Here is a 25,029-nt window from a genome sequence, read left to right as displayed (position 1 = left end):
ATCGGCACGGCCTGTTCGATAATCCGCACAATACGGCCCCGCTTCGCTTAGTCCTCGCCGCGCCGTTCCCGGCGCAGCCGCTCCCAATAGGCCAGGCGTTCGCGGTAGCGCGTCTCCATCCCGCGGTCGGTCGGCTCGTAGAAATACTGCCGCCCCAGCTTCTCCGGCCAGTAATCCTGGCCGGAGAAGGCATCCGGCTCGTCGTGGTCGTAGCGGTAGCTGTCACCGTAGCCGATCGCCTTCATCAGCTTGGTCGGCGCGTTGAGGATGACCCGCGGCGGCGGCAGCGAGCCGTTCTCCTTCGCGACCCGCGTCGCCGCCTTGTAGGCGTTGTACACCGCGTTCGATTTGGGGGCGCAGGCGAGATAGACCGTGGCCTGGGCCAGGGCGAGTTCGCCCTCCGGCGAGCCGAGGAAGTCGAAGGCGTCCTTGGCCGCGTTGGCGATCACCAGCGCCTGAGGGTCGGCCAGCCCGATATCCTCCACCGCCATGCGCACGAGCCGCCGGGCGATGAACAGGCGGTCCTCGCCGCCATCGAGCATCCGGCAGAGATAGTAGAGCGCCGCATCCGGGTCCGAGCCGCGCACCGTCTTATGCAGCGCGCTGATCAGGTTGTAGTGGCCCTCCTGCGACTTGTCGTAGATCGGCGCCCGACGCTGGACGAGATCCTGCAGGGTCTCGGCATTCAGCACCTCGCCCGGCTTCGCCGAGCGCCAGACCTCCTCCGCCAATGTCAGCGAGGCACGTCCATCGCCGTCGGCCATGCGCACAAGGACGCCACGGGCCTCCTCGTCGAGGGGCAGCGGCTGCTTGGTCAGCTCCTCGGCGCGGGCGAGCAGCTTGGCGATCGCTCCATCGTTCAGCGCCCGGAACAGCAGGACGCGGGCACGTGAGAGCAAAGCCGCATTGAGCTCGAAGGACGGGTTTTCGGTCGTCGCGCCGACAAGGGTGACGGTGCCATCCTCCATCACCGGCAGGAAGGCATCGAGCTGGGCGCGGTTGAAGCGGTGAATCTCGTCGACGAAGAGCAAAGTGCCCCTGCCGGTCGAGCGGCGGCCGCGCGCGGCCTCGAACACCTTCCGCAGGTCGGCGACACCCGAGAAGATCGCCGAGATCTGCTCGAAGTGCAGGTCGACTTCGTGGGCGAGGAGCCGGGCCACCGTGGTCTTGCCGGTGCCCGGCGGCCCCCAGAAGATCAGCGAGCCGAGCGCCTTTGCGGCGAGCAGCCGCGTCAGCGCGCCATCCGGCCCGGTGAGATGTTCCTGGCCAACGACCTCACCGAGGGTCTGTGGGCGCAGGCGATCCGCGAGGGGGCGCGGCGCGGCGGTGTCGAGGCCAGCCGAGGCGAAGAGATCGGACATCCGGGCATCAACACCGTGGGCTATCCGCTCGGCAAGCCCAAGGACGGCAGCAGGCCGTCGCCTATCCCCGGAAGACCGAGGTCAGCACCGAGCCGCCGCGATTGATCGAGATTTCCCAGATGCCCAGGCTGTCCCGGGTCATCCGTTCGAGGTCCTTCGTCGAGTTCACCGTGCTGCCGTTGATGGCGATGATCACGTCGCCTTTCTTGAAGCCGGCGCGGGCCGCGATCGAGTTCTCGTCGACATCGGTCACCGCAACACCTTCACCGGGCAGATCGACCTGCATCTCCTCGGCCACCGCAGGCGAGGTGTTGACAAGGGTTGCGCCGGCGAAGGGCGATCGGCTCCTCACCTTCAGGACGTCGCGCGGCCGGGTCTCCGGCGCCGGGCCGAGCTTTACCTCGACTGTTTGCTTCTTCGCGCCGCGCTGGACGCCGAAGACGGCCTTTCCGGTAATGCCCTTGAGCGCGAAGCGATAGCCGAAGGCCTCCGGGTCATCGACCGGCTGACCGTCGATGGTGAGAACGATGTCGCCGCGTTTGAGGCCGGATTCCTCCGCCGGGCTCTTCGGCTGCATGCTGGCGACGAGGACGCCGGTCGGTCGGTCGAGGCCGACGCTCTCGGCGATGTCGGGGGTCACCGTCTGGAGGCGCGCACCGAGCCAGGGGCGCCGCACCGTCGTTCCACCGGCCTTGGCCGTCTCGACCACGGCCTTGATCATGCTGGCCGGTATCGCGAAGCCGATGCCGTGGCTGCCTCCGGATTGCGAGTAGATGGCGGTGTTGACGCCGACGAGGTGTCCCTTGAGGTCAACCAGCGCGCCGCCGGAATTGCCGGGATTGATGGCAGCGTCGGTCTGGATGAAGAACTGGTAGTCGGACGAGCCGACCTGCGTGCGCGCCAGTGCTGAGATAATGCCCTGCGTCACCGTCTGGCCGACGCCGAAGGGATTGCCGATCGCCATGACGAAGTCGCCGACCTCGAGATGGTCGGAATCGCCGATCGGCATCGGTGCGACATCGCCCGGCGTCTTGATCTTGAGGACGGCGAGGTCGGTGCGCGGGTCGCGCAGCACGATGCTGGCCTCGAACTCGCGGCGATCGGCGAGCGAGACCTTCACCTCGTTCATGTTCTCGATGACGTGGTTGTTGGTGATGACGAGGCCCGACGCGTCGACGATCACGCCGGAGCCGAGGGAGCGCTGGGCCCGCTCGCCCGGTGTCCCGCCGAGGCCACGGCCAGGCGCGTCCTCTCCGAAGAAGCGGCGCATGAACTCGGCCATGGCACTGGAGCGGGGATTCCGCTTCTCGACATGCGAAGCGTAGACGTTGACGACGGACGGCGCGGCCTTCTTCACGACGGGCGCGAAGGAAAGCTGGATCTCGCCCTTCGAAAGCGGGGGCACCTTCTCGATCGCCGCCCGCTCGGCCGTTGTCTGTGCGAGCAGCGGCAGCGGAGCGAGACAGGCCGAGGCGCCCAGGACGGCGGCCAGAAGGCGGGCCGGCATGGAGGGCGGACGAGGCATGGCAGTCTCCCGAAGGCAGTGAGCTTTCGGGCTATCTATCACGCCCAATCGGGCAGGCGAGTGGCCTAGCCCGAGTACGATGTCACGGCAGGCGTGCGCCGCCAAAGCGGCTCGCGGTGCGCACGATCGCGCTGATGCAGCTCAGCGAGGAATCGGCTGCACGCTGGAACTCGCCCACCTGCAGGCGGATCAGTTCGGCCGGCGACTTCACCTTCGACAGCGCCTGCATGTGAGCCAGTGCAGCCTCGCCTTCCTTGCGGACGAAGGCGAACACGGTCTCGTTGATCTCGGTGAACTGAGCCGAGGAGGCGGAGGCGCCGAATCCGACAACCGCCGCAGCGCCGTACTTCGGTGCCGGCTTCGTGGCCTGCGGTGCCGGCGTCTCCGGAGCTGCGGCAGGCTTCGCCACAGGAACGGGAGCCGGGGCCGGCTCGGCCTCGATCTTGGCCACCGGAGCAGGCCTGGCCTCGACAGGCTTTGCCTCAGCGACCTTGGTCTCGACCTTCGCGGCGGGAGCAGGCGTCTCGACGTTGGAATTCGCAGGCTTCGCCTCGGTTGACGGAGCAGGGCTTGCCTTCGGCGCGGCGCTTGTCGCGGCGGCCGGCTTGCTCTCAACGGGCTTCGATGCCTCGACCTTGGAAGCCACAGGCTTGGCTGCGGCCAGTTCGGGCACCGTCACTGTTGCGGGAACAGCCTTCGGCACGGCCGTAGCAGCCTTCAGGGCTGGAGACTTGGCGGCCGGCTTGTCCTGAATCTTGGTAGGCGCGGCTGCGGCAGCTGGCTTCGGAGCTGGAGCGGCGGCAGGTTTTGCGGCGACCGGCGCGGATTTCAGGGGCGGCTTCGCGATAGCGCCGGCCGGCCTGTTTCCAGCCTTGGCATCCTTCGCGGCAGCACCCGATTTCTCCTTGGGGTCAATGCGCGTCGCCATCAAACCGCCTCCTCGTCATTCCTGTCGATCCGAGGCGTTGTGTGTCGAGCGCCTCCTGGTCTCTTGGCCGAACCCGCGGCCGGTCCGGCCGCGAGTTTAGCGAGAGATGCTTTGTCGTGTCAGGCGCGAAGGCCTTAGTGAGCGGTCTTCTGCGCGAGGGCGCCGTATTCCTTCACCTGCGACTGCAGCGTGGCGAACTGGGACTTCACGTACTCGGACTGCAGCTCGAAAGCCTCGCGGAGGTCGCGGGCGCGGAAGAGCTTCTGGGTGAAATCGAAGGTGGCGTTGGCGTTCGACTGGGCATGGTCGATGCCCTTGAGGATCGCGGCATGGACCGTCGACTGAACGTTCACGCCCGTGCTCTGCAGCTGCTCGGAAGTCTTCAGCGCGCCGCTGAAGAAGCTACCGAAGGCGGTACGAGCCTGCTCGACGCTCTTGTCAGCGAACTCGCGCAGCTCGGTCGGGATCTCGAAACCTTGCGTAGCCAAAGCAATCTCTCCTGTGAGCGTTTCCGTGCGGACGAGGCGACTCATCGCCGCGGCCCGGTGGAGATATGTTGCAACGCAACATGAAAGTCAAGGAGGGTTTTCAGGCCGTTCGCCGACCCGCATCATCGATACTATGCAATTGATCTAAAAATGATTTGTTCATCTTAAGTTACCAATCTGCGCGGGCCGTCGTCAAACTCCCTGAGTAAAGGTCTGACCGTCGGCGGGCGGCATCTGCCGTCCGCATTCATGTTGCCGGATCAATTTCAGCCGGTCGTGAAATTGAATGCAGAATCCATGTTCTTACGGCTGAGCTTGGGTTTAGAATCACGTATCTGAGTTTCGTAGATCCGGATCAGCCCGTCCGCGTGTGCCGAAAGGGTCATCGGCGTGGCCCAGTACCGCGCGTAGGCGGCCTGACCCGTGCGATGCACAATGGTATGGTCGGCGACCTGGGCGAAGGCGGCAGCGAGTGCACCGGCGTCAGGCTCGACCACGAAGCCGTTCACTCCGTCGACGACCTTCTCCGACGCGCCCGAGCGTGCCGATGCAACCACCGGGATGCCGGCCGCCAGCGCCTCGTAGACCGTGAGCGGGCCCGTCTCGTACCAGCGGGAGGGCGCGCAGACCGCGCGGGCACGGGCGCGCAGCACCGCCTCCACCTCGGCCGGGCTGCGCCAGCCCAGCAGCTCGACGCCGGGCATGGCGCGCAGGCGCTCTTCGAGCGGACCGGCTCCGACGAACAGGGCCGGGATTCCTGCTCGCCACGCGGCCTCGGCGACGAGATCCGCACCCTTCTCCTCCGTCAGCCGCCCGACATAGGCGATGGCATCGCCACGAGCCGGATCGGCCGGCTGTCCCTGTGGCGTGCGCACCGGGTTATCGAGGCGGTGATGGCGCAGATCGAAACCCGAGAGCAGCTTTCCGGCCCGGGTTACACTCCCATCGCAGACATGGATCACGTCGAGGCGGCCCGAGCCGATCGCGGTGCGCATCGCAGCTGAGCGCGCGACCCGCACCATCTTGTGCAGCCGGCTCTTCGGATCGCAGGCGGCAGCGACGCAGGAGGCGGAGAGCGGCCTGAGAACACAGGGCTCGCCCTTGTCGAAGCGGTAGTAGAGCCCGTTCGGGCAGGCCAGGAAATATTCGTGCAGGGTCAGCGTCACCGGCACGCCCTGCGCCAGCAGGACCGGCAGCACGGCCGGCGAGAGTGCGCGCGTCCACTGATGCAGGTGGATGCAATCGGCCGGCACCGGCATCGCGGCCAGGACGGCAGCGAGCCGGTGTGCCGCCTCACCGTGCCAGACGCCCGTCACCGCACCCTTCCAGGCCGGCAGGGACCAGACGTCGGCGAGGCCGAGGCCGATCCGCGTGATGCGGGGATGATCGAGCAGGGGGTCGACGGGGCCGTCGATTGCCTGAATGAAACTGACGGCGACCCCGGCTTCGGCGAGGCCGCGTGCGGATTCCACCGCGACCTTCTCGGCGCCCCCGCTCGCGACGGCGAATTCGGCGAGGATGACGACGTGCATGACGGAACGCCCCGGTCGCCGGGCGAACTCACCCGAGCCGATTGCACGGTTTACGCCCGATCAACTGCCGAGCGGTAAAGATGACCGACTTTTCCCGGAATGATCGGGTGTCGTCGTGCATGTCGTCCTCGTTCTCGATCACGCCCATATCAACGGGGGGCAAGCCAAGGTCGCGCTGGATTCGGCACTTGGCCTGAGCGCGCGTGGTCATGCGGTTACGGTCTTCGCGGCCGTCGGCCCGGTCGATCCGCGACTGGAGGCGGCGGGAATCCGCGTCGTCTGCCTCGGCCAGGACGACATCGAATCCACGAAGAACAAACTCGCTTTCGCCGTACAAGCGATCTGGAACCGCAAGGCCTCCGAAGCGCTCGCCGATGAATTGCGGCGCTACGATCCCGCCGACACGCTGGTGCATGTCCACGCCTTCGCAAAGTCGCTATCGCCCTCGATCGGAAGACCGATCCAGGCGTCGGGCTTGCCGTGCCTCTACACGATGCACGAGTTCTTCCTGGTCTGCCCGAATGGCGGCTTCTACGATTATCCGGCGAAGGCGATCTGCCACCGCACGCCGATGTCGCTTTCCTGCCTCGGCACCAATTGCGATGCACGCTCCTACCCCCGTAAGCTCCTGCGGGTGGTGCGCCATGTCGGGCTCGACCATGTCGCGCGGCTGCCCGCGCTGTTCCGCCATGTCATCACGATCAGCGAGCTCCAGGAGCGGGTGATCGCGCCGCTGCTCCCCGAGGCCACAGTCTTTCACCGCGTCGACAACCCGATCTCGGTGGCCAAGGCCCCTGCCCGCTCAGGGCCGCCGGGCGACTTCCTGTTCGTCGGCCGCATCTCCACCGAGAAAGGCGCGCCGATCTTCGCCGAGGCCGCACGGCGGGCCGGCGTGAGACCCGTCTTCGTCGGCGATGGGCCGAGCGCAGCGGAACTCAAGGCGCGCTATCCCGAGAGCGTGATGCTTGGCTGGAAAAATGCCGAGCAGGTGAAGGCGCTGATGCGCGAGGCACGCGCGCTGGTATTCCCTAGCATCTGGTACGAGGGGCAGCCGCTCACCGTGTACGAGGCGCTGGCCGTCGGCTGCCCGGTCATCGTCAGCGATGCCTGTGCGGGCCGCGAGGCGGTCGAGGACGGCGAGAACGGGTTCTGGTTCCGCTCCGGCGATCCGGCGGCGCTGGCTGCCCACCTCTCCCGCCTAACCGACGACGCCCTCGCCGACCGCCTCAGCCGGCAGGCGCATGAGCGCTACTGGGCCGACCCGCTCAGCGTCGATGCTCATCTCGACCGGCTCGAGGAGATCTACGAGCGCGTCGTCCGCGAGGCCGTCGGATCTCGCCGCAGCCTCGCTGGAGAACAGCTGCGCCGCTCCCTGCCATCGCTCCATCCGGAAACACCACCCCGCGCGTTGCGTTGAGACAGCGAGCGCACTGAGCCATGCGCAGCGAAACAGCACAGCGAGTGAGACGGCATGTCCGACACGACCACCCAAAAACCGGGCGACCCGAAAGCCGACGAGCACGGGAAGCCCCGGGGCGACGGCAAGGTCAACGACAACGCGCAGCCCGAAAACAAATCGGGTGAGCTGGACGAGCGTCTCGACGAGGCGCTCGAAGAAACCTTCCCGTCGAGCGATCCGGTCTCGGTGAAGATCACCAAGTAGCGGGGCGACCTCGTCAATGAAAAAGCGCCGGGGCTCCCACCCCGGCGCTTCTATCTCGGTCGCCGCTCGTGAGCGGGCGAGTCTTACTGCTCCAGCAGGCGCCGCGCGATCACCTGGGCCTGGATCTCGGCCGCCCCCTCGAAGATGTTGAGGATGCGGGCGTCGCAGAGAAGGCGGCTCGCCGTGTATTCCAGCGCGAAGCCGTTGCCGCCGTGGATCTGCAGGGCGTTGTCCGCCGCCGCCCAGGCGACGCGGGCACCCAACAGCTTGGCCATGCCGGCCTCGAGGTCGCAACGCTTGCCCTCGTCCTTCTCGCGAGCCGAGAAGTAGGTGAGCTGGCGGGCGATGTTGATCTCAACCGCCATCATCGCGATCTTGTCGGCAACGCGAGGAAACTCGACCAGCGGCTTGCCGAACTGGATGCGCTCCTCGGCATAGCGCAGACCGACGTCGAGCGCGGCCTGGGCGACGCCGATGGCACGGGCCGCCGTCTGGATGCGGGCGGATTCGAAGGTCTGCATGAGCTGGGTGAAGCCCTTGCCCTCGACATCGCCGAGCAGGTTCGCGCCCGGGACCTCGAACCCTTCGAAGGACAGCTCGTACTCCTTCATCCCGCGGTAGCCGAGCACCTCGATCTCACCGCCCGTGAGACCCTCGACCGGGAAGGGCTCGGCATCGGTGCCACGCGGCTTCTCGGCGATGAGCATGGACAGGCCCCTGTGGCCCTTCTCCTCGGGCTTGGTCCGCACCAGCACCGTCATGATGTCGGCGCGCACCGGGTGGGTGATCCAGGTCTTGTTGCCGGTGATCTTCCAGACATCGCCCTCCTTCACTGCGCGCGTGCGCAGGGAGGCGAGGTCGGAGCCGGTATTCGGCTCGGTGAACACGGCCGTCGGCAGGATCTCGCCAGAAGCGAGCTTCGGCAGGAAGCGCTGCTTCTGTTCCTCGGTGCCGCCGCCGAGGATCAGCTCGGCCGCGATCTCGGAGCGGGTGCCGAGCGAGCCGACGCCGATATAGGCGCGCGACAGCTCCTCCGAGACCACGCACATTGCGGCCTTCGGCATGCCCATGCCGCCATATTCCTCGGGGATCGTCAGGCCGAAGACGCCGAGCTCGGCCATCTTCTCGATGATCTCCATCGGAATGTAGTCGTTCTTCAGGTGCCACTCATGCGCCTGCTCGACGACCTCGGCCTTGCCGAAGCGGCGAATCTCGGAGCGGATCGCCTCCATGTCCTCGTCGAGGCCGGACTCGCCGATCGTGGCCGAGCCGGAGCCTTCGCGGATCTTGGCGACGAGGGCCTTGCGGTTGGCAGCGGTGTTGCCGTCGGCGATCACCGCCTCGACGGCCTCGCTGCGGTACTGCACCAGCTCGCTCTGGCTGAAGCCGAGCGACGAGGTCGGGCGCACCATCTCGCCCTGGCTCATCGGGATTCCGCCGAACATCTGATCGAGATATTCGCCGGCGCCGATCTTCACGAGCAGGATCTCGGTCTCGCCGAGCTTGCCCTCGTTCTGGAGGCGTTCGGCATAACCGGCGAGCTCACGCACCGCCTCACCGTAGGTCGCGAGCCAGGCCAGGCCGTGCGCGGCATGCTGCTCGGCCTCAAGCCTAGCCGCGTCGATCTTGCCCTCGGGGGTGAGCACGCGCTTGCGGACCCGCTGCGTGGCCTCGGCGACGAGCTTCTGAACGGATGCGGCCGCGTCGCGGGCCAGGCCGACGAGGTCCTGCATGTCATCGGTCGATTGGACGGCGGGAGAAGCAGCCATGTTTCACTCTCTGAGATCAAAAATCCTTGGGGTCATTATAGGCTCGCGCGGCGTTGCAGTAGAGGGTTATTGCTTTGCCACGCTAAGATCCTGCTTGAATGCAAAATACATTGATCTTGAAGGACCTAGAGCCGGGATAAGCGTGATTGCACTGGGCCTGCGATTGTCGGTCTTTGGTATGATGCCTTGCCTGGCAACGACCCGACGGCCGAGTATCCGGAGAGCGCCTCAAGCACGGCTCGCGAGCGCGACGCCGGCGGCCGCAACCGCCATGCCGGCGATCTGGATCGGGCTCAGCGCCTCACCGAAGAGCGCGTAGGCCATCAGTGCCGAGACCGGCGGGACCAGGAAGAGCAGCGAGGCGACGCCGGCCACCGCCCCGCGCCGGATCAACGCCATCAGGAGCAGAATGCCGGCCACCGAGTTGCCGAGCACCGACCAGGCAAACCCGAGGGCTAGCGGCCAGCCGAGATCGGCGTGCCAATCACCCGCCAACGCTGCCAGCGGCGCCATGAGCAGCGAGGCGCCGGCGAACTGGATGGTGGCGTTCGCGAGAAGATTCGTGCCACCGCCCGTGCGCTTCTGCCACAGCGTGCCGAGCGTCATTGCGACCATCGCGCCAAGACAGACCGAGAGCGCCACCGGCGGGATGCCGGAGGCGTCGACCGCACCGACCTTCGGCGCCAGAACCAGCCCGGCGCCGAGGAAGCCCGCGCCGATGCCGGCCCAGCGTCGTCCGGCGATCCGCTCGCCGAGCAGGGGCCCGGCGATGGCGGCAGTGAGCAGCGGTTGCAGGCTTCCGACCAGAGCGGCGATGCCGGCCGGCAATCCGCGATGAACCGACCAGAACACTCCGGCGACGTAGAGGCCCTGCATCAGCACCCCGGCAACCAGGGCATTCCAGATGTCACGGCGCGACGGCCGCGGCACGCCGCTGGCGAGGCTGATCGCCGCGAGCACCAGAGCCGTCACCATGACGCGCGCGGCCACGAAGGCCAGGGGCTCCGCGTGCGGGGCCACGAACCGTGCCGTGACGAATCCCGTGGCCCAGATCACGACGAACAGGCTTGGGATCAGGGTCGTCGGCAGTGCGACAGATGTCCTCGGCATGATCCAAGGCCTCGAACACGTGTGCGGGCAATGATGCAACCGCAGCGATCGGCAGGCAGCCATGCGCGCGTTGTGACGAGGCGGCCTGCGTTGACGAAACCGCCCAGGTTCCGCGTATGTCGGCAAGGGTCTCCATATGGGCACCTGGACACCATGACGCCGCTGCCGTGAAACCCATCCGCAATGCTCTCGGCGTCGCCGGCGTCGCCGCCCAGCGCTTCGTCGCCCATGATGGATGGGCCATCGCCAGCCATATCGCGCTGTCGATGCTGACCTCGCTGTTTCCGTTCCTGATCCTGCTCGCGGCCCTGGCCGGCCTGCTCGGCTCGGCAACTCTTGCGGACAGCGCCGGAACGCTGATCTTCGATGCCCTCCCCAGCGAGGTGGCCAACCCGATCGCTGGCGAGGTCCACCGCTTGCTCTCCGAGCAGCGCAGCGGCGTGGTGACGGTCGGCCTGATCCTGGCGCTGTATTTCTCGTCGTCGGGCGTGGAATCTCTGCGCGTCGGGCTCAACCGCGCCTATGGCCGCCGCGAGATGCGCGCATGGTGGCTGACCCGGCTCGAATCGATCGGCTACGTGATCTGTGCCGCCATCGCGATGCTGGCCTTCGCGCTGCTGGTGGTGCTCGGGCCCCTGCTCTGGCGGCAGGCGGTGTTCGTGGCACCAGGGCTCGAGACGCTCGGCCTCACCGTCACGATCGGCCGCCTTGGGATCACGGCGGTGCTGATCACGCTGGTCCTAATCATCGCCCACAAGTTCGTCGCGGCTGGCAACCGGCCCGTCGTCGCGGTGCTGCCGGGCATCGGCGTGACGATGGTCCTGTGGTTTCTCGCCGGCCTCGGCTTCGGCTTCTACCTCGACCGCTTTTCCAACGCCTATGTCTCCACCTATGGCGGCCTCGCGACCGCGATGGTGTTCCTGGTCTTCCTCTACTGGTTCGCGGCGATGTTCCTGTTCGGGGGCGAGATTAACGGGACGGTTATCGCCGCACGACGCCAGCGCCTCCAGGCCAAGATGCTGGCCAAGCAGAGCAAGGCGCTGGCCGAGCACGATCAGCGCGCGCGAGGCGGGCAAAGCTGAACGCCAGTCCTGATGGGTTGCACAGAGGGACAAGTCTTCGCGCAGGACCAGCCACGACCCCGGCCGTAGATTCATTCACAACCCCGCGACCGTGACGGAACTCAGTTCCGCCACGGGGCTTTACATCTTGCTCTGTGTGACATCCCTCTGCCTCGACAGGCCTGCTTCCCGGACGGATGGCAGGTCTTTTTTTATGTAGATGAGCAGCGGAAACAGGGGCTAATTCGGCTTCGAGAGATCATACGAACACGCATGTTCGTGATCCGCCTCCGTCATGCGGCGATGGCGTCGATGCCGGTATCGGCCTGCGCCGCCATGAACTGAGCCCGCGCCAGATCGGCGAAGCGGCCATTCTGCGCGACGAGTTCTTCGAAGGTGCCGCTCTCGACGATGCGGCCCTCGTGGAAGACCAGGATGCGGTCGGCATCGCGGATCGTCGCGAGGCGGTGGGCGATCACGAAGGTGGTGCGGCCCTTCATGACCTCCTCCAGAGCGCCCTGGAGCTTGCGCTCGGTGGCCGCGTCGAGGGCACTGGTCGCCTCGTCGAGGATCAACACGGGCGGATTCTTCAGAAGCGCGCGAGCGATCGACAGGCGCTGGCGCTCGCCGCCGGACAGCGAGCGGCCGCGCTCGCCGATGATCGTGTCGAGGCCGTCCGACTGGCGGGCCATGAACTCGGTGGCCTGTGCGCGCTCCAGCGCGTCGAGCATCTCGGCGTCGGTAGCATCGGGGCGTCCGACCTGCAGGTTCTCGCGGATCGAGCGGGCGAACAGCATCGGCTCCTGGAACACCACGCCGATGTTGTGGCGCAGGCTGGTCAGGCCGATGTCGCGGATGTCGGTATCGTCGATGCGGATCGCGCCCGAGCTCGGGTCGAAGCTGCGATGCAGCAGGCCGAGCGTCGTCGACTTGCCCGAGCCGGTAGTGCCGACGAGCGCGATGGTCTGACCGGGCTCAGCCTTGAACGACACACCGTCGAGCGCCTTGCGGCGGCCGTCGTAGGAGAAGCCGACATCCTCGAAGCTGACCTTGCCCTCGAAGCGGGCCACCTGCACGGCGTGCGGCCGGTCGCGCACGGTGGGGACCGTGTCGAGGATCTCGAAGAACTCCCGCATCTTCGGGGCCTGCTGGAACAGGCCGTTCACGAAGGTCACGAAATGATCGAGGCGTGCCACCAGCATGGTAGCGAGGCTCATGAACGCCACGACCTCACCGACGCTGGCCGAGCCATTCTGATGCAGGGCGATACCCGTGACGAAGATCGCGGTCATGGTCAGCGTCGCCGAGGCCTTGGTGGCCACGGCGGCGAGCGCCCACCAGGACAGGACCGGGATCTGCGCCTGCAGCAGATTCCGGATCATGTCGTGCATCGCCTCCTTCTCCGCCTTGGCGCGGGTGAAGGACTGGATTACCGCGACATTGCCGATGGCGTCGGAGGCATGGGCGGCCAGGCCCGAATGAAACTGCTCGACCTTGCCCTGAAGCTGCTCGGTGCGACGCATCACGAAGGCGGTCAGCAGCGTGAAGACCACGACCAGCACGACCAGGATGGAGCCGAGCTGCCAGTTGATGAACAGCGTCATCGGCAGCAGCACGCCAAGCGAGACCAGCGCGGCGAAGTGGTCGCGGAAGAAGCCGAGCCACAGCCACGACATGCCATTGGTGCCCTCCAGCATCGCCTTGAGCACGCGGCCGGAATGGTTCGCCGAGTGAAAGGCGATCGGCAGGTCGAGCACGTGCTCGAAATAGCTCGCCATCACGCTCAGACGGTTGCGATGGGCAAGCCGGTCCGAATGCAGCGCGATGGTCACGCCAGCGCCGATCGTGAAGATGCCGAAGGCGACCCAGGCCGCGATCCACGGCACCAGGGTCGTGAACGCGTTGGAGCCGCGCGAGAGATGCGTCAGGCCATCGATGATGCGGCCCATGACCAGCGGCTCGCCGAAAGCGGCCACCGCGAGCAGGACGTTGGCGACGATGAGGCCGATCGCCAGGCGCTTGTCGGCACCGAGCAGACCCATGACCCGCGCATAGAGACGAACCATCGACATGGTGGACGATCTCCCCAACCCGCCTCGAGAGGCCAGTCCGGGCAGGCGCCGCAGACCTTGTCCTCCCGTCCCTCCGCGAGCCGGGCTCTGATGGCCCTTATCGCCTCGTGACGAAGGACTTATCGCAAGTTGAGGCTGAACGCTGCATGACGCGAGCAACGAATGCGGCAGCCGCTTTTACCGATCGTTCAGTGTATTTTTTTAGACTTAGAACGCTGCTCTGCGGACAAGCGCGGGGCCAAGGGTCGGGCGTGGCTTCATGGATCTCGCAACCGGTGTCGGTCTGCTCGGCGGTTTCGGCGTCGTTTTCACGCTGATCATGATCGATGGAGGCGATTTCGGCGCCTATTACGACAAGCACGCCTTCATCGTGATCTTCGGCGGCGCCACCATGGCGACGATGATGCGCTTCCCGTTCTCGACCATCCTGCACGGCGTGCCGATGGGCCTGCGCTTCGCCTTCACCATGCGCTCGGTGAAGCCGCGCGAGCTGATCGAGGAGATCACCAGGATCGCCGAAGTCGTGCGCAAGTCGGGCCCGATCGCGCTGGAATCGATGGAGATTTCCGACCCGTTCCTGGCTCAGGGAGCCCGCTACATCGCCGACGGCTACGACCGCGAATTCATCCGCGACACGATGGAGCGCGACCGCGACAACTTTCTGATGCATCTCGACGAGGGTTCGAAGATCTACCGTGCCTTCGGCGATTGTGCACCGGCCTGGGGCATGATCGGCACCATCCTCGGCATGGTGACGATGTTCGCACATATGTCGGACCCCTCGAAGCTCGGTCCCGCCATGGCGACGGCGCTGCTCGCCACGCTCTATGGCGCGCTGATCGCGAACATGATCGCCCTGCCGCTGGCCGACAAGCTCCACCTCAAGCTCGAGGAGGAGGACGTCTCCCGCTCGCTGATCATCGACGGCATCCTGCTGATCCGTGACCAGAAGAGCGCCACGCTGGTGCGCGAGATGCTCGTCGCCTACCTGCCACACAACCACCGCGACGAATTCTCCGCCGAGGCGGCGTGAATTCAGCAAACCGCCGCACCGCGATGCGGCGCAAGCATGACCGCGACGCCGCTCATGCGGCGGGTCACCTCCGGGCCGATCTGTCGGATCGGAGATGAAGCAAGAGGAGAACCCGGTGGCCAGGAGGAAGCGCGGCGGAGCGCATGGCGGTCACGGCTGGTTTGTGACCTTTGCCGATCTCATGGCGCTCCTGATGAGCTTCTTCGTGATGATCGCCGCCTACTCGACGCAGGACCAGAGGAAGATGCAGCTCGTCGCGGGCTCGATGCGCGACGCCTTCGGCGTGAACCAGGAATCACGCTTCGCCGGCATCATCGAGGTCAATGGCCTGCCCACGGCCGACAAGCTCAAGAACAAGCGCGAGATCCCGCCGGAGCAGGCCTCCGACCACACCACCCCGCCGACGGCCGAGCTCGGCATCGATCAGGGCATCCATGACAACGGCTATCTGGAGGGCTTCGGTCTCGCCGCTGCCTCCCTGCGGCAAGCGATGCAGGATATGCCGGAGATCGCCGAACTGTCGAAGAACATCATGGTCACGCCCTCGCACCGCGGCCTCGACGTCTCGATCGTCGACCAGGATGGCCGCTCGATGTTCGCGGAAGGCTCGACCCGGCCGACCGACCGCACGCGCCGCATCCTGGAGAAGCTCGCGCCGACCCTCGCCAAGATGCCGAACCGCATCAGCATCACCGGCTTCACGGCCAGCGAGAAGCCCGGCCGCCGGCCGCCCGCGCCTCCGTGGGAACTCTCGGCCGGGCGCGCGATCAGTGTGCGCGACATCCTCGCCCAATCCGGCGTGCCCGACGACCGCTTCGCCTCGGTGTCGGGCAAGGCCGACACTGAGCCGATGTTTCCCGACAATCCCTACCTCGCCTCCAACCGCCGCGTGACCGTGACGCTGCTCGCCGAGGCGCCGCCGACGCCGGCCGGAAAGGGTCTGCCCTAGGCCCAGCCCACTTCAGCCGAACAGCTCACGGGTAATCGTACGGTACCAAGCGGCGCCCAGAGCTGCCTCCTTCGCTCTGAAGGCGACCGGCGCTTCGTCCGGACTGAGGCCGCCGGCTCCCAGTACCGAGACCAGGGCATCCCATTCAGGGGCATAGACCCCGGCGACGGAGAAGCCGTAGTCGGGTGCGGCAAGGCTGTAGCAGACGTTGATCAGCCGCGGCTCGTCGGGCTTCCGGCTGCCGCACAGATCGGCGACAGCCTGGGCACAGACCTTGGCCTGCGCGTTGGCCGAGAAGGCGGATTTCGGCATCGCTCCAGCTGCCGAGGCATCACCCAGCACGTGGATACCCGGTACGCGGATCGACTCGAACGTGATCGGATCGATGCGGCACCAGCCATAGGCATCCGCCAGACCGGCCTCGAAGCACAGAGCGGGCGCGCGCTGAGGCGGGATCACGTTCGCGACCGCGGGCGTGAACCGTCCGCCCTCGGCCTCGATCACCATCGCGCCGGCATCGACCTGCTTCAAGCGTCCACCCTTCGCGGCAGGCACCCATTCGAGGTGATCGGGATAGAGCGTCTTCCAGGCCGCCTCGAACAGCGGCTGCTTCGAGAACTTGTCCTTGGCGTCGAGCACGATCACCTTCGAGCGCGGCTTCCGCGTCTTCAGGAAGTGCGCGATCAGGCTGGCGCGCTCGTAGGGGCCGGGCGGGCAGCGATAGGGCATGCCCGGCGCGGAGATCACAACGAGGCCGCCATCCTCCATCGCCGCGAGTTGGCGCATCAGGAGGTCCGTCTGCGCACCGGCCTTCCACGCATGTGGCATCGCCAGGCTCGCAGCCTCGTCGTAGCCGGGGATCGCATCGAAGCGCATCGCGACACCCGGCGACATGACGAGCCGGTCGTAGGCAAGGCTAGCTTCGCCGGCGAGGTGCACGCGGCGGCCATCCGCCTCGATCGCGGTCACCCTATCCTGGACAACGGTGACGCCAGCGCGTCTCACGCCGGCGTAATCGAAGGTCACAGCGGAAAGCGGCATCAAACCGGCGATGACGGCGTTGCTCGACGGGCAGGAGGTATAGGTCGCCGACGGCTCGACCAGCGTGACGCCGAGGCCGAGCCGCACCAGTTCGCGCGCAGCCGTGACACCGCCATAGCCGCCGCCAACCACCACGATGGCAGGCTTGGCCTGCGCGAGCGCCGGTGCGGCGAGCGCCGTCGCGGTCAGTCCACCGAGGATGGTGCGGCGGGTAGCCCGGGCGCTCACGGCTTCGACTGCCGGTCACGCCCAAGGGAGGCGGCGATCGCGCGAGTTTCGGCGGCGGAGAAGCCTTTGGCGATACGGGGCATGATCGTGCCATCGCGCCCGCCCGAGCGATAAGCCTCCAGCGCCGCCTCGATCTCGGCAGCCGTCAGGTTTTCGAGGACGGGGATCTCAGACGCAGCACCGGCATGGCACGACGTGCAGGAGGAGGCGCCAGCCGGCAGCCGCTCGGCGGCCTGCGCCCCCCAACCGAGTGCCACAGCCATCATCGCGATCTGCCACCGGAGGACTGGCTTTCCCATCGAAGAGGATCCCCGACGCTTCATCCTACTAGTCGGTAGACGGCTGAATGCGCAGATGCAAGCCGGGTGGCCGAGCCCATGACGCAGCACTCACTTCGCTACGAGGAGCGCCCAGTAGACCTTGTACTTGGAGCCTGGCGCATAGGCCGTGGCAATGCCCATCCGGGTCGCATCGGGCGAGAGCATCACGGCATTGTGCGGAGCGCTGTCACGCCATCCCGAAAAGGCTTCGGCGAGCGTGTGGTAGCCAGCCGAGAGGTTGGCGCCCGGCGAAGCGTAGCCGAGGCGGCCGATCGCGGCAGCCACGGTACGGCTCTGGCTCGGCCTGTCGGCAACCGCCATCGCGGCGGCCTCAGTCTCGGCCAGCTTCTGCAGTTCCGGATCAACCGTGAGCGGAGCCTCGCCGCGTCCCTTGCGATAGGCAGAGATCATGTCGCGCGCCGCAGCCGTATCGACCGACGCATTCGCCGTAGTGAGCGGAAGGTACAGGCTTGGCAGCGCGGTATTCGCCTGCATGTCGCCGGCACAGCCCGAGAGCAGGCCGGCGGCGAGGCCGAGGCCCATCGCGGTAGCGATACGGCGCAGGAGACGGCGCTCGGTCACGGTCAGGGGTGCTCCACGGCTACGCCCAGGAGATGGGACTGCAGCGTGACCGTCTCAAGTGGCACGGCTCACGCGTCGGTGAATGACCGCTCAGGCCAGCCCCAGCCCCGGCGCCTCGAGGCACCAGGCCAGGATGCCCTTCTGTGCATGCAGGCGGTTCTCGGCCTCGTCGAACACCACCGATTGCGGGCCATCGATCACCTCCACGGTGACCTCCTCGCCGCGATGGGCGGGCAGGCAGTGCATGAAGATCGCGTCCTTGGCAGCGGCCTTCATCAGCTCCGCATCGACCCGGTAGGGTGAGAGCAGGTTGTGACGGTAATGCTCGTCATCGTCGCCCATCGACACCCAGCAATCGGTGACGACAGCATCAGCCCCGTCGACCGCCTCGTAGGCATCGGTCGTGGCGTTGACGCGGGCGCCCTCACGCTTCGCCCAGTCGACGAGCGCGGACGGCATCGCCAGTTCCGGCGGCGCGGCGACGTTGAGGGTGAAGTCAAAGCGGGCCGCGGCATGCACCCAGCTCGCGAGCACGTTGTTGGCATCGCCCGACCAAGCCACGGTGCGGCCCTTGATCGGTCCGCGATGCTCCTCGAAGGTCAGCACGTCGGCCATGATCTGGCACGGATGCGAGACCTTGGTGAGCGCGTTGATGACGGGCACCGAGGCGTTCTCGGCAAGCTCGGCCATCAGGCCGTGATCCAGGATGCGGATCATGATGGCATCGACGTAACGCGAGAGCACACGCGCCGTGTCGGCGACGGTCTCGCCACGGCCGAGCTGCATCTCCTTGCCGGTCAGCATGAGCGTCTCGCCGCCGAGTTCCCGCATGGCAATGTCGAACGAGACGCGGGTACGGGTCGAGGGCCGGTCGAACACCATTGCGAGCTGGCGGCCCGTCAGCGGAAGGTCCGTGGCGCGGCGGCCCTTGCGGCGCGCGCGCTTCATGGCGCTGCTGGCATCGATGATGCGGCGCAGTTCGGCTCCGGAGAAGTCCTTCAGGTCGAGGAAGTGGCGGACGTCCCGTCCCGTCCCATTCGCTGTCGCGGCCATGATCTCGTGCTTTGCTGTTCGTTCGTCTCTCGATCTTGCGGTGGTTCGATTGCATCAATCAAAACAACGCATGGTCGCTTCAAAGAGTGAGTGCAGGGCCTCAGCGAAAACCGTTCCCGCTTTTTCGCAGCCTGCTCTTTGCTCAGGCCGCCCCGCGGACCTGCGCTTCGATGGTGCTGGCCGCCGCATCCAGGCGTTCGACCGCCTGGGCCACGTCGTCCTCCGTGATGATCAGCGGAGGCAGCAATCGCACCACATTGTCGCCGGCCGGGATCACGAGCAGTTTCTGCGCGCGGGCGGCAGCCGTGAAATCGGTATTGAGTACGTTAAGCTTGAGACCGATCATCAGTCCCTGACCACGGATCTCGCTGAAGACGCGGGGGTGCCGGTCGACGAGTTCGGCGAGCCGCTGCTTCAGGTGCAACGCAGTCTGCTGCACGCGATCGAGAAAGCCGTCGGCCAGGATGACGTCGAGCACGGCATTGCCCACGGCCATGGCGAGCGGGTTGCCGCCGAAGGTGGTGCCATGTGTCCCTGCCGTCAGGCCTCTCGCGGCCTCAGCGGTGGCGAGGCAGACGCCGAGTGGGAAGCCGCCGCCGATGCCCTTGGCCACGCTCATGATGTCGGGTGCCACACCGGTCCACTCATGGGCAAAGAACCGCCCTGTGCGCCCGACGCCCGTCTGGACCTCGTCATAGATCAGCAGGAGGCCGTGCTCGTCGCAGATCGCGCGCAGGCGGCGCAGCAGGTCGGCGCCGACGCTGCGCACGCCGCCCTCGCCCTGGATCGGCTCGATCATCAGCGCGGCCGTCTCCGGCCCGATCGCCGCCATCAGCGCCTCGACGTCGCCGACCGGCACCTGATCGAAGCCGTCGACCTTCGGGCCGAAGCCCTCGATGTACTTCGCCTGGCCGCCCGCCGCGATCGTCGCCAGGGTGCGGCCATGGAAGGCGCCCTCGAAGGTGACGATCCGATAGCGCTCGGGATGGCCGCCGGCCGCGTGGTACTTGCGCGCCATCTTAATGGCGGCCTCGTTCGCTTCCGCGCCGGAATTGGCGAAGAAGGCGACATCGGCGAAGGTCGCGTCCACCAGCCGCTGGCCGAGCCTCTCGCCCTCGGGAATCTGGAACAGGTTCGAGGTGTGCCAGACCTTCTGCGCCTGCGCCGTCAGCGCCTCGACGAGATGCGGATGGGCATGTCCGAGCCCGTTCACGGCGATGCCGGCGCCGAAATCCAGGTATCGCTCGCCGTCGCTCGCCACGAGCCAGGCGCCCTCGCCGCGCTCGAAAGCGATCGGCGCGCGGTTATAGGTCGGCACGAGTGCGGAAGAGGGAGCGGATGCCAAGGGGCTCTCCGTGACGAGGCCGCGCAGGGCAGCCATTCTAAAAGAAAGTGCCGCCTCGGGGACGGGCGGCACGCGCGCGATTACTATGACATGCGCACGGCGTGTCAATTGTGACAGGAGCTTGGCTTGCACCAGGACGCCGCCCCGTGCTCGAAGCGCGGGTGACGACAACCCGTTTCGGAGGGCAGCGCATGAGTTCGGTCAAGGAACGTCTGGAGAAGCTCGGGCTCACGCTCCCGAAAGCCGCCGCGCCGGTCGCCAACTACGTCCCGTTCGTGCGCGTCGGCAACCTGGTGATCATCTCCGGCCAGATCTGCTTCGGCCCCGATGGCAAGCTCGCCGATGCCCACAAGGGCAAGCTCGGCGCCGAGGTCTCGGTGGAAGCCGGCATCGCGGCCGCGCGGCTCTGCGCCCTCAACGTGCTGGCCCAGGTCGAGGCCGCCATCGGCGATCTCGACCACGGCGTCGAGCAATGCGTGCGGCTCGGCGGCTTCATCAACGCTGTGCCGAGCTTCGCCGGGCTCGCTCCGATCATGAACGGCGCGTCCGATCTGATGGTCGAGGTGCTCGGCGACCGCGGCCGCCATGCGCGCTCCACCGTCGGCGTCGCCGAGCTGCCGCTCGACGCGGCGGTCGAAGTCGAAGCGATGTTCGAGGTGCGCTGAACGTGGCCGCGCCCGGCTGGCTCATCGCCCGGCCGATCGCCCATCGCGGGCTGCATGACCGCACAGCCGGCATCCCCGAGAACACGATCGCCGCAGCCGAGGCCGCCATTGCCGGCGGCTACGCCATCGAATGCGACGTGCAGCCGAGCCGCGATGGCGAGGCGATGGTGTTTCACGACGAGGCGCTCGGCAGGCTGACGGAGGCGAGCGAGCCGATCGCCTCGCGCGATGCGGCCGATCTCGCGGCGCTCACGGTCGCGGGCAGCGAGCAGCGCATCCCGACGCTGCCCGATTTTCTGCGAGCCATCGCGGGCCGCACGCCCTTGATCATCGAGGTGAAGACGCAGTTCGACGACGATCTGCGGCTCGCCCGCCGCGTCGCCGAGGCTGTCGCAGCCTATGACGGGCCGGTGGCGCTGAAATCCTTCGATCCACACATCGTCGGCGCATTGGCCGACTTCGCTCGAGCGGAAATCCCGCGGGGCATCGTCGCCGAGAGCAGCCAGGAGAACCCGTCCTACGCACGCCTCACGAGTGTGCAGCGCTTCGACCTCGCCAACCTGCTCCACCTGCGGGAGAGCCGGCCCGACTTCCTGTCCTGGCGCGTCGACGATCTGCCCGGCGGCGTCCCCTATCTCTGCCGACAACTCGGGCAGATGCCAGTCATGACCTGGACCGTGCGCACCGACGATCAGCGCCGGAACGCCGCTGCCCATGCCGACCAGATGGTGTTCGAGGGATTTCGCCCGTAGCCGCCCGTGACGCCGTAACGGTGGCCCATGATCGCCGTCTCGCCTCTGACGCGTCCCGGAATGATGGGCGGCAGGGGCGGAATATGAAAACGGCCGGCAGAGCGCCGGCCGTTCGTCGTTGCCGTACAAGCTCCCAGCCGCCGTGCTCGGCGACCGGGCACGCTCCTCAACGGCGGCTGTGCAGGAGCAGGGCAAGGCCGTAGCCGACAGCGCCGGCGATGAGCAGGGCGACCATCGGGTTCTCCTCGACCCGCTCGGTGACCGCGCGATGTCCACCGCGAACATACTCGCCGCCCCGATCATAGGCGTCGCGGGCGTAGTCGGCTCCGCGATCGTAGGCCTCGCGGGCATATTGGCTGCCGCGGTCGAGGGCGTCGTTGGCATAGGCGCCGACATTGTCGGCGACATCGCGCGCCTTGTCCTTGGCTTCGCCAAAGGTCTGTTGCGCCTTGCCCTGCGCGTCGCGGTAACGGCCCTCAAGGGAATCCTGCGACGAGCCGGCAGCATCGCCGACCGCGCTCTGGACCTTGCCGCCAAGTTCCTTGGCGCCGCCGACGACGCGATCCGAATCCACCATGTCCATACTCCTCGATACCGGTCCCATCCGCTTAAGGCGCAGTACGGCGCCGCGGATGGATCGATCACAGAACGTCCGAAACCCGATTGTGTCCCGCGCTGCGGCCGTTTTTCTTGGCAACGCCGAGCGGAGCACGAGAACTCGGCGCCCACCCATGATGACGGCATCGCACGCGCCGTTTCCGGCTTCGCCCTCGCCCGCGCCTTCCTGAACGATCGCTTCCGAGCATCAGCCTGGCCCTCCGACGAGGGGGGAACCGTGCCGGACCGCGACAGTTCTGAACCTTCGAGGCGGGACAGTTTCCGCGTGTCCGGCTGCGTCACGACGTTCGCCGAATGCGTGGGGATGAGAACTTCCTTCGATAAGGAGAACGACGTGGCCTTCATCCCCCTGCGTAGCGCGAGCCGGCGTCTTGCCATGGTGCTCGCACTCTCGTCGGCGTTTGCCGGCACGGCGACCTTGCCGTCCCTTGCTCAGGACCTGCCCAGGTTCGAGGCGCCCGATATCGACATCCCCGAGGCGGACGAACCCTCGGTCGACCTTCCGGACACCAAGGGCGCTCTCGTCTTCCACGGCAATTATTGCGGTCCGGGCAGCCGCGGCGTGGGCCGGCCTCCGGTCGATGCCCTCGACGAGGCCTGCATGCATCACGATGCCTGCTCGCCGCAGGTTGACGCCGGACTGCCCTCCTGTGGCTGCAACGCCCGGCTCGCCCGGGAGGCGAGCCGCGTCGCGCAAAGTCCGCGCATCGACGACGAACAGCGCGTCGCCGCCGAGTTCGTCGCAGCCGGCGCGAGGGTGCTGGCCTGCCGCTGATCACGGTCTGCACGGCGAACGGGCTCGCGCATGACATGCGCGGGCCCCTTCGGCCAGGTTTTGCACCTGCGGCGCCAGGATGTTAGCCCGCCGGCCGCCCGAGCGCGCTGATAACGGGCAGATTTCCGGAGGCCCCGTGACGACAAACTCCATCGGCGGAGCGCTGAGCGACGGCATCCACCGACTGCCCGTACGGGTCTATTACGAGGACACCGACTTTTCCGGCTTCGTCTACCACGCCAGCTACCTGCGCTTCATGGAACGCGGGCGCACCGAGCTGTTGCGCTCCCTTGCCGGCGACCAGTCCGATCTGCATCGGGACGCACGCGGCCTCGTCTTCGTCGTGCGCAAGATGACGCTCGACTTCCTCAAGCCTGCGCGCATGGACGATCTGCTCGACGTTCTGACCTGGTCGAGCGAGCTGAAAGGCGCCTCGATGCACCTGGCGCAGGAGGTACGACGCGGGGACGAGCTGCTGATGAGGGCGGACGTGGTTGTGGCCTGCGTGCGCGATGGCCGGGCCATCCGACTCCCGGATTCGCTCCGGCACTCGCTGACACGCTCAAGCTCCGGACCCGGCTAGCTGCGATGTCCCGATAGATCGTCCGCTCGGAGACGAGCAGCACTTCGACGAGTACGGTTGCCGTCACCGGGCGTAGACGAAACAGGGCGTCGAACAGCGAGGTCAGGACGTCGGTACAGCTCAGTCGATCGGCACCGCAGCTCGTTCAGCCCCACGATCGCCGCGATCGACAACCAATCCTTAACCTTGATGCGTGCCTAAACTAGGTCGCGAAAACCTCGCGACGATCGAACGGCAGCTGCACAAGCTCGGCCCTTACTTTCGACAGATTCGAGAGCGATCTGCTTTGATATCGCTCAAGGATTCGGCGAGAGGGCGGACCCAGCCGGGATGCCGCAGGAATCGCTGCGCCTTAGGGCCATTCGGGATCCGACGACGATGAATCCAGCCGACGCCATGCAGGCGGCTCAAGCCGCTCCCGTCGTGGACATGAGCCTGTTCGGCCTGTTCTGGCAGGCCCATTTCGTCGTGAAGATCGTGATGGTCGGCCTGCTCAGCGCCTCGATCTGGTGCTGGTCGATCATCGTTGACAAGACCCTGCTCTTCCGCCGCACCGAGGCCGAGATGGATGCCTTCGAAGAGGCGTTCTGGTCCGGTCGGTCGCTGGAGGAGCTCTATCGCTCCTACAACGACCGCCAGCCCAACGGTCTCGCCGCCGTCTTCGTCGCAGCGATGCGAGAGTGGAAGCGCAGCTTCGAGGGCTCTGGCCGTCAGGTCCAGTCGCTCAGCCAGCGCATCGAGAAGCAGCTCGACGTCACCATCCATCGTGAGGTCGAGCGCCTCGAATCGCGCCTTCTGTTCCTCGCTTCGATCGGTTCGGCCGGCCCCTATATCGGCCTGTTCGGCACGGTCTGGGGCATCATGACCGCCTTCACCTCGATCGCGGCCTCCAAGAACACCTCGCTCGCCGTCGTGGCGCCGGGCATCGCCGAGGCGCTGTTCGCCACCGCCATCGGCCTGTTCGCGGCGATTCCCGCGGTGCTCGCCTACAACAAGCTCCAGGCCTCGGTGGCGAAGTCGCAGTCGCGTCTCGAAGGCTTCGCCGACGAGTTCTCCGCCATCCTCTCGCGCCAGATCGACGAGCGCCTCTCGCTCGCCGCCTGAGACGGAAGCCGAAGCAGGATCACGCGCAATGGGCATGAGCCACGGAGCGGCACAGGGCGGCAAGCGTCGCCGGCGCGGCAAGCGCGGCGGCGGTCCGATCAACGAGATCAACATGACGCCGTTCATCGACGTCGTGCTCGTGCTGCTGATCATCTTCATGGTGGCCGCGCCGATGATGACGGTCGGCGTGCCGCTCGATCTGCCGCAATCCAAGGCGAGCCCGCTCAATTCCGACGTGAAGCCGATCACGCTGTCGATCCGCCAGACCGGCCAGATCTTCCTCGGCGAGGCCGAACTGAAGGACGACGACATCGTCCCGCACCTCATGCAGGAGGCCAAGGCCGGTACCGAGGATCGCGTCTTCGTGCGCGGCGACAAGCGAGTCGATTACGGCCGCGTCGCGCAGGTGATGGCGATCGTCACCGGCGGCGGCTTCAAGAAGGTGGCGCTCGTCACCGAACCGGACAATTGA

The 25,029-nt window shown here is 66.8% G+C and carries 25 protein-coding genes; 11 read left to right on the top strand and 14 right to left on the bottom strand.

What is annotated here, in order from left to right; all coding sequences use genetic code 11:
- Positions 1–47: 47 nt before the first annotated feature.
- The 5 genes from MGN01_RS01490 to MGN01_RS01470 all read right to left on the bottom strand — a co-directional run bounded on the left by MGN01_RS01490 (position 48) and on the right by MGN01_RS01470 (position 5,834).
- Positions 48–1,361: a replication-associated recombination protein A gene (locus MGN01_RS01490; protein WP_147044793.1), complete on the bottom strand. Its 1,314-nt coding sequence runs from the start codon at positions 1,359–1,361 to the stop codon at positions 48–50.
- Between the two features lie 61 nt (positions 1,362–1,422).
- Positions 1,423–2,886, bottom strand: coding sequence for a DegQ family serine endoprotease (locus MGN01_RS01485; protein ID WP_147044792.1), 1,464 nt, complete (start codon positions 2,884–2,886; stop codon positions 1,423–1,425).
- An 82-nt stretch (positions 2,887–2,968) separates the two neighbouring features.
- A complete protein-coding gene (locus MGN01_RS01480; protein ID WP_147044791.1) occupies positions 2,969–3,814 on the bottom strand; it encodes a phasin family protein in 846 nt (281 codons plus the stop codon).
- Positions 3,815–3,948: 134 nt separating this feature from the next.
- Complete coding sequence (locus tag MGN01_RS01475; RefSeq protein ID WP_147044790.1) at positions 3,949–4,302, bottom strand: phasin; 354 nt, start codon at positions 4,300–4,302, stop codon at positions 3,949–3,951.
- Between the two features lie 266 nt (positions 4,303–4,568).
- Positions 4,569–5,834 carry a glycosyltransferase gene (locus MGN01_RS01470; RefSeq protein ID WP_147044789.1) on the bottom strand — a complete coding sequence of 422 codons (1,266 nt, stop codon included), beginning with the start codon at positions 5,832–5,834 and terminating at the stop codon, positions 4,569–4,571.
- A gap of 115 nt (positions 5,835–5,949) precedes the next feature.
- On the opposite strand from MGN01_RS01470, the gene MGN01_RS01465 reads away from it, so the two are divergent.
- Entirely contained in the window at positions 5,950–7,251 is a 1,302-nt protein-coding gene (locus tag MGN01_RS01465) for a glycosyltransferase family 4 protein (RefSeq protein ID WP_147044788.1), read from the top strand.
- 54 nt (positions 7,252–7,305) lie between these two features.
- The gene (locus MGN01_RS01460) at positions 7,306–7,497 is read left to right on the top strand and encodes a hypothetical protein (protein WP_147044787.1); all 192 of its coding nucleotides are present in this window, start codon (positions 7,306–7,308) and stop codon (positions 7,495–7,497) included.
- A gap of 83 nt (positions 7,498–7,580) precedes the next feature.
- Here MGN01_RS01460 and MGN01_RS01455 read toward each other — a convergent pair whose 3' ends face one another.
- Positions 7,581–9,266, bottom strand: a complete 1,686-nt coding sequence (locus MGN01_RS01455; protein WP_147044786.1) for an acyl-CoA dehydrogenase family protein — start codon at positions 9,264–9,266, stop codon at positions 7,581–7,583.
- Positions 9,267–9,494: 228 nt separating this feature from the next.
- Positions 9,495–10,376, bottom strand: a complete 882-nt coding sequence (locus MGN01_RS01450; protein WP_147044785.1) for a DMT family transporter — start codon at positions 10,374–10,376, stop codon at positions 9,495–9,497.
- 167 nt (positions 10,377–10,543) lie between these two features.
- Between MGN01_RS01450 and MGN01_RS01445 the strand changes: the two genes are divergently transcribed.
- A complete protein-coding gene (locus MGN01_RS01445; protein ID WP_238257894.1) occupies positions 10,544–11,458 on the top strand; it encodes a YihY/virulence factor BrkB family protein in 915 nt (304 codons plus the stop codon).
- A 272-nt stretch (positions 11,459–11,730) separates the two neighbouring features.
- Here MGN01_RS01445 and MGN01_RS01440 read toward each other — a convergent pair whose 3' ends face one another.
- Positions 11,731–13,509: a glucan ABC transporter ATP-binding protein/ permease gene (locus MGN01_RS01440; protein ID WP_147044783.1), complete on the bottom strand. Its 1,779-nt coding sequence runs from the start codon at positions 13,507–13,509 to the stop codon at positions 11,731–11,733.
- Between the two features lie 259 nt (positions 13,510–13,768).
- Here MGN01_RS01440 and MGN01_RS01435 point away from each other — a divergent pair, with 259 nt between their 5' ends.
- Together MGN01_RS01435 and MGN01_RS01430 are read left to right on the top strand one after the other, a co-directional pair.
- Positions 13,769–14,542 (top strand): motility protein A, encoded by a 774-nt coding sequence (locus MGN01_RS01435; protein ID WP_147044782.1) that lies wholly within the window; start codon positions 13,769–13,771, stop codon positions 14,540–14,542.
- A 115-nt stretch (positions 14,543–14,657) separates the two neighbouring features.
- Positions 14,658–15,491: an OmpA/MotB family protein gene (locus MGN01_RS01430; protein ID WP_147044889.1), complete on the top strand. Its 834-nt coding sequence runs from the start codon at positions 14,658–14,660 to the stop codon at positions 15,489–15,491.
- A 12-nt stretch (positions 15,492–15,503) separates the two neighbouring features.
- Here the strand turns inward: MGN01_RS01430 and MGN01_RS01425 are convergent, their stop codons facing one another.
- The 5 genes from MGN01_RS01425 to MGN01_RS01405 all read right to left on the bottom strand — a co-directional run bounded on the left by MGN01_RS01425 (position 15,504) and on the right by MGN01_RS01405 (position 20,096).
- The gene (locus tag MGN01_RS01425) at positions 15,504–16,760 is read right to left on the bottom strand and encodes an NAD(P)/FAD-dependent oxidoreductase (RefSeq protein ID WP_238257896.1); all 1,257 of its coding nucleotides are present in this window, start codon (positions 16,758–16,760) and stop codon (positions 15,504–15,506) included.
- On the bottom strand, positions 16,757–17,059 hold the full coding sequence (locus MGN01_RS01420; RefSeq protein ID WP_147044781.1) for a c-type cytochrome: 303 nt from the start codon (positions 17,057–17,059) through the stop codon (positions 16,757–16,759). Before MGN01_RS01420 ends, MGN01_RS01425 begins: the two co-directional genes overlap by 4 nt.
- A 90-nt stretch (positions 17,060–17,149) precedes the next feature.
- Positions 17,150–17,623 carry a CAP domain-containing protein gene (locus MGN01_RS01415; protein WP_147044886.1) on the bottom strand — a complete coding sequence of 158 codons (474 nt, stop codon included), beginning with the start codon at positions 17,621–17,623 and terminating at the stop codon, positions 17,150–17,152.
- Between the two features lie 129 nt (positions 17,624–17,752).
- Positions 17,753–18,715, bottom strand: a complete 963-nt coding sequence (gene argF / locus MGN01_RS01410) for an ornithine carbamoyltransferase (protein ID WP_147044780.1) — start codon at positions 18,713–18,715, stop codon at positions 17,753–17,755.
- Between the two features lie 142 nt (positions 18,716–18,857).
- Positions 18,858–20,096: an aspartate aminotransferase family protein gene (locus tag MGN01_RS01405; protein WP_147044779.1), complete on the bottom strand. Its 1,239-nt coding sequence runs from the start codon at positions 20,094–20,096 to the stop codon at positions 18,858–18,860.
- Positions 20,097–20,251: 155 nt separating this feature from the next.
- Between MGN01_RS01405 and MGN01_RS01400 the strand changes: the two genes are divergently transcribed.
- Together MGN01_RS01400 and MGN01_RS01395 are read left to right on the top strand one after the other, a co-directional pair.
- Positions 20,252–20,725 carry a RidA family protein gene (locus tag MGN01_RS01400; protein WP_147044778.1) on the top strand — a complete coding sequence of 158 codons (474 nt, stop codon included), beginning with the start codon at positions 20,252–20,254 and terminating at the stop codon, positions 20,723–20,725.
- A 2-nt stretch (positions 20,726–20,727) separates the two neighbouring features.
- The gene (locus tag MGN01_RS01395; protein ID WP_147044777.1) at positions 20,728–21,477 is read left to right on the top strand and encodes a glycerophosphodiester phosphodiesterase family protein; all 750 of its coding nucleotides are present in this window, start codon (positions 20,728–20,730) and stop codon (positions 21,475–21,477) included.
- 166 nt (positions 21,478–21,643) lie between these two features.
- Here the strand turns inward: MGN01_RS01395 and MGN01_RS01390 are convergent, their stop codons facing one another.
- Complete coding sequence (locus MGN01_RS01390; RefSeq protein WP_147044776.1) at positions 21,644–22,054, bottom strand: CsbD family protein; 411 nt, start codon at positions 22,052–22,054, stop codon at positions 21,644–21,646.
- A gap of 375 nt (positions 22,055–22,429) precedes the next feature.
- Here MGN01_RS01390 and MGN01_RS01385 point away from each other — a divergent pair, with 375 nt between their 5' ends.
- From MGN01_RS01385 to MGN01_RS01370, 4 genes are all read left to right on the top strand, one after another.
- Entirely contained in the window at positions 22,430–22,870 is a 441-nt protein-coding gene (locus MGN01_RS01385; protein WP_147044775.1) for a phospholipase A2 family protein, read from the top strand.
- A 136-nt stretch (positions 22,871–23,006) separates the two neighbouring features.
- Positions 23,007–23,453 (top strand): tol-pal system-associated acyl-CoA thioesterase, encoded by a 447-nt coding sequence (ybgC, locus tag MGN01_RS01380; RefSeq protein WP_238257898.1) that lies wholly within the window; start codon positions 23,007–23,009, stop codon positions 23,451–23,453.
- Positions 23,454–23,831: 378 nt separating this feature from the next.
- Positions 23,832–24,557: a protein TolQ gene (gene tolQ / locus MGN01_RS01375; protein WP_147044773.1), complete on the top strand. Its 726-nt coding sequence runs from the start codon at positions 23,832–23,834 to the stop codon at positions 24,555–24,557.
- A gap of 28 nt (positions 24,558–24,585) precedes the next feature.
- Positions 24,586–25,029: an ExbD/TolR family protein gene (locus tag MGN01_RS01370; protein ID WP_147044772.1), complete on the top strand. Its 444-nt coding sequence runs from the start codon at positions 24,586–24,588 to the stop codon at positions 25,027–25,029.

Origin of the sequence: Methylobacterium gnaphalii (assembly GCF_007992215.1) — a bacterium.
In the GTDB taxonomy this organism is placed as follows: domain Bacteria; phylum Pseudomonadota; class Alphaproteobacteria; order Rhizobiales; family Beijerinckiaceae; genus Methylobacterium; species Methylobacterium gnaphalii.
The sequence above is the reverse complement of the archived record's forward strand: the minus strand, read 5'-3'. Positions and strand labels throughout refer to the sequence as shown.

What these genes read in the sequence shown, in the direction of transcription:
- MGN01_RS01455 (WP_147044786.1), bottom strand. Translation starts at nt 9,266, where the DNA reads ATGGCTGCTTCTCCCGCCGTCCAATCGACCGATGACATGCAGGACCTC.
- MGN01_RS01485 (WP_147044792.1), bottom strand. Translation starts at nt 2,886, where the DNA reads ATGCCTCGTCCGCCCTCCATGCCGGCCCGCCTTCTGGCCGCCGTCCTG.
- MGN01_RS01490 (WP_147044793.1), bottom strand. Translation starts at nt 1,361, where the DNA reads ATGTCCGATCTCTTCGCCTCGGCTGGCCTCGACACCGCCGCGCCGCGC.
- MGN01_RS01470 (WP_147044789.1), bottom strand. Translation starts at nt 5,834, where the DNA reads ATGCACGTCGTCATCCTCGCCGAATTCGCCGTCGCGAGCGGGGGCGCC.
- MGN01_RS01440 (WP_147044783.1), bottom strand. Translation starts at nt 13,509, where the DNA reads ATGTCGATGGTTCGTCTCTATGCGCGGGTCATGGGTCTGCTCGGTGCC.
- MGN01_RS01405 (WP_147044779.1), bottom strand. Translation starts at nt 20,096, where the DNA reads ATGGCTGCCCTGCGCGGCCTCGTCACGGAGAGCCCCTTGGCATCCGCT.
- MGN01_RS01390 (WP_147044776.1), bottom strand. Translation starts at nt 22,054, where the DNA reads ATGGTGGATTCGGATCGCGTCGTCGGCGGCGCCAAGGAACTTGGCGGC.
- tolQ (WP_147044773.1), top strand. Translation starts at nt 23,832, where the DNA reads ATGAATCCAGCCGACGCCATGCAGGCGGCTCAAGCCGCTCCCGTCGTG.
- MGN01_RS01415 (WP_147044886.1), bottom strand. Translation starts at nt 17,623, where the DNA reads ATGGGCCTCGGCCTCGCCGCCGGCCTGCTCTCGGGCTGTGCCGGCGAC.
- MGN01_RS01460 (WP_147044787.1), top strand. Translation starts at nt 7,306, where the DNA reads ATGTCCGACACGACCACCCAAAAACCGGGCGACCCGAAAGCCGACGAG.
- MGN01_RS01480 (WP_147044791.1), bottom strand. Translation starts at nt 3,814, where the DNA reads ATGGCGACGCGCATTGACCCCAAGGAGAAATCGGGTGCTGCCGCGAAG.
- MGN01_RS01420 (WP_147044781.1), bottom strand. Translation starts at nt 17,059, where the DNA reads ATGGGAAAGCCAGTCCTCCGGTGGCAGATCGCGATGATGGCTGTGGCA.
- MGN01_RS01450 (WP_147044785.1), bottom strand. Translation starts at nt 10,376, where the DNA reads ATGCCGAGGACATCTGTCGCACTGCCGACGACCCTGATCCCAAGCCTG.
- argF (WP_147044780.1), bottom strand. Translation starts at nt 18,715, where the DNA reads ATGGCCGCGACAGCGAATGGGACGGGACGGGACGTCCGCCACTTCCTC.
- MGN01_RS01400 (WP_147044778.1), top strand. Translation starts at nt 20,252, where the DNA reads ATGAGTTCGGTCAAGGAACGTCTGGAGAAGCTCGGGCTCACGCTCCCG.
- MGN01_RS01370 (WP_147044772.1), top strand. Translation starts at nt 24,586, where the DNA reads ATGGGCATGAGCCACGGAGCGGCACAGGGCGGCAAGCGTCGCCGGCGC.
- MGN01_RS01435 (WP_147044782.1), top strand. Translation starts at nt 13,769, where the DNA reads ATGGATCTCGCAACCGGTGTCGGTCTGCTCGGCGGTTTCGGCGTCGTT.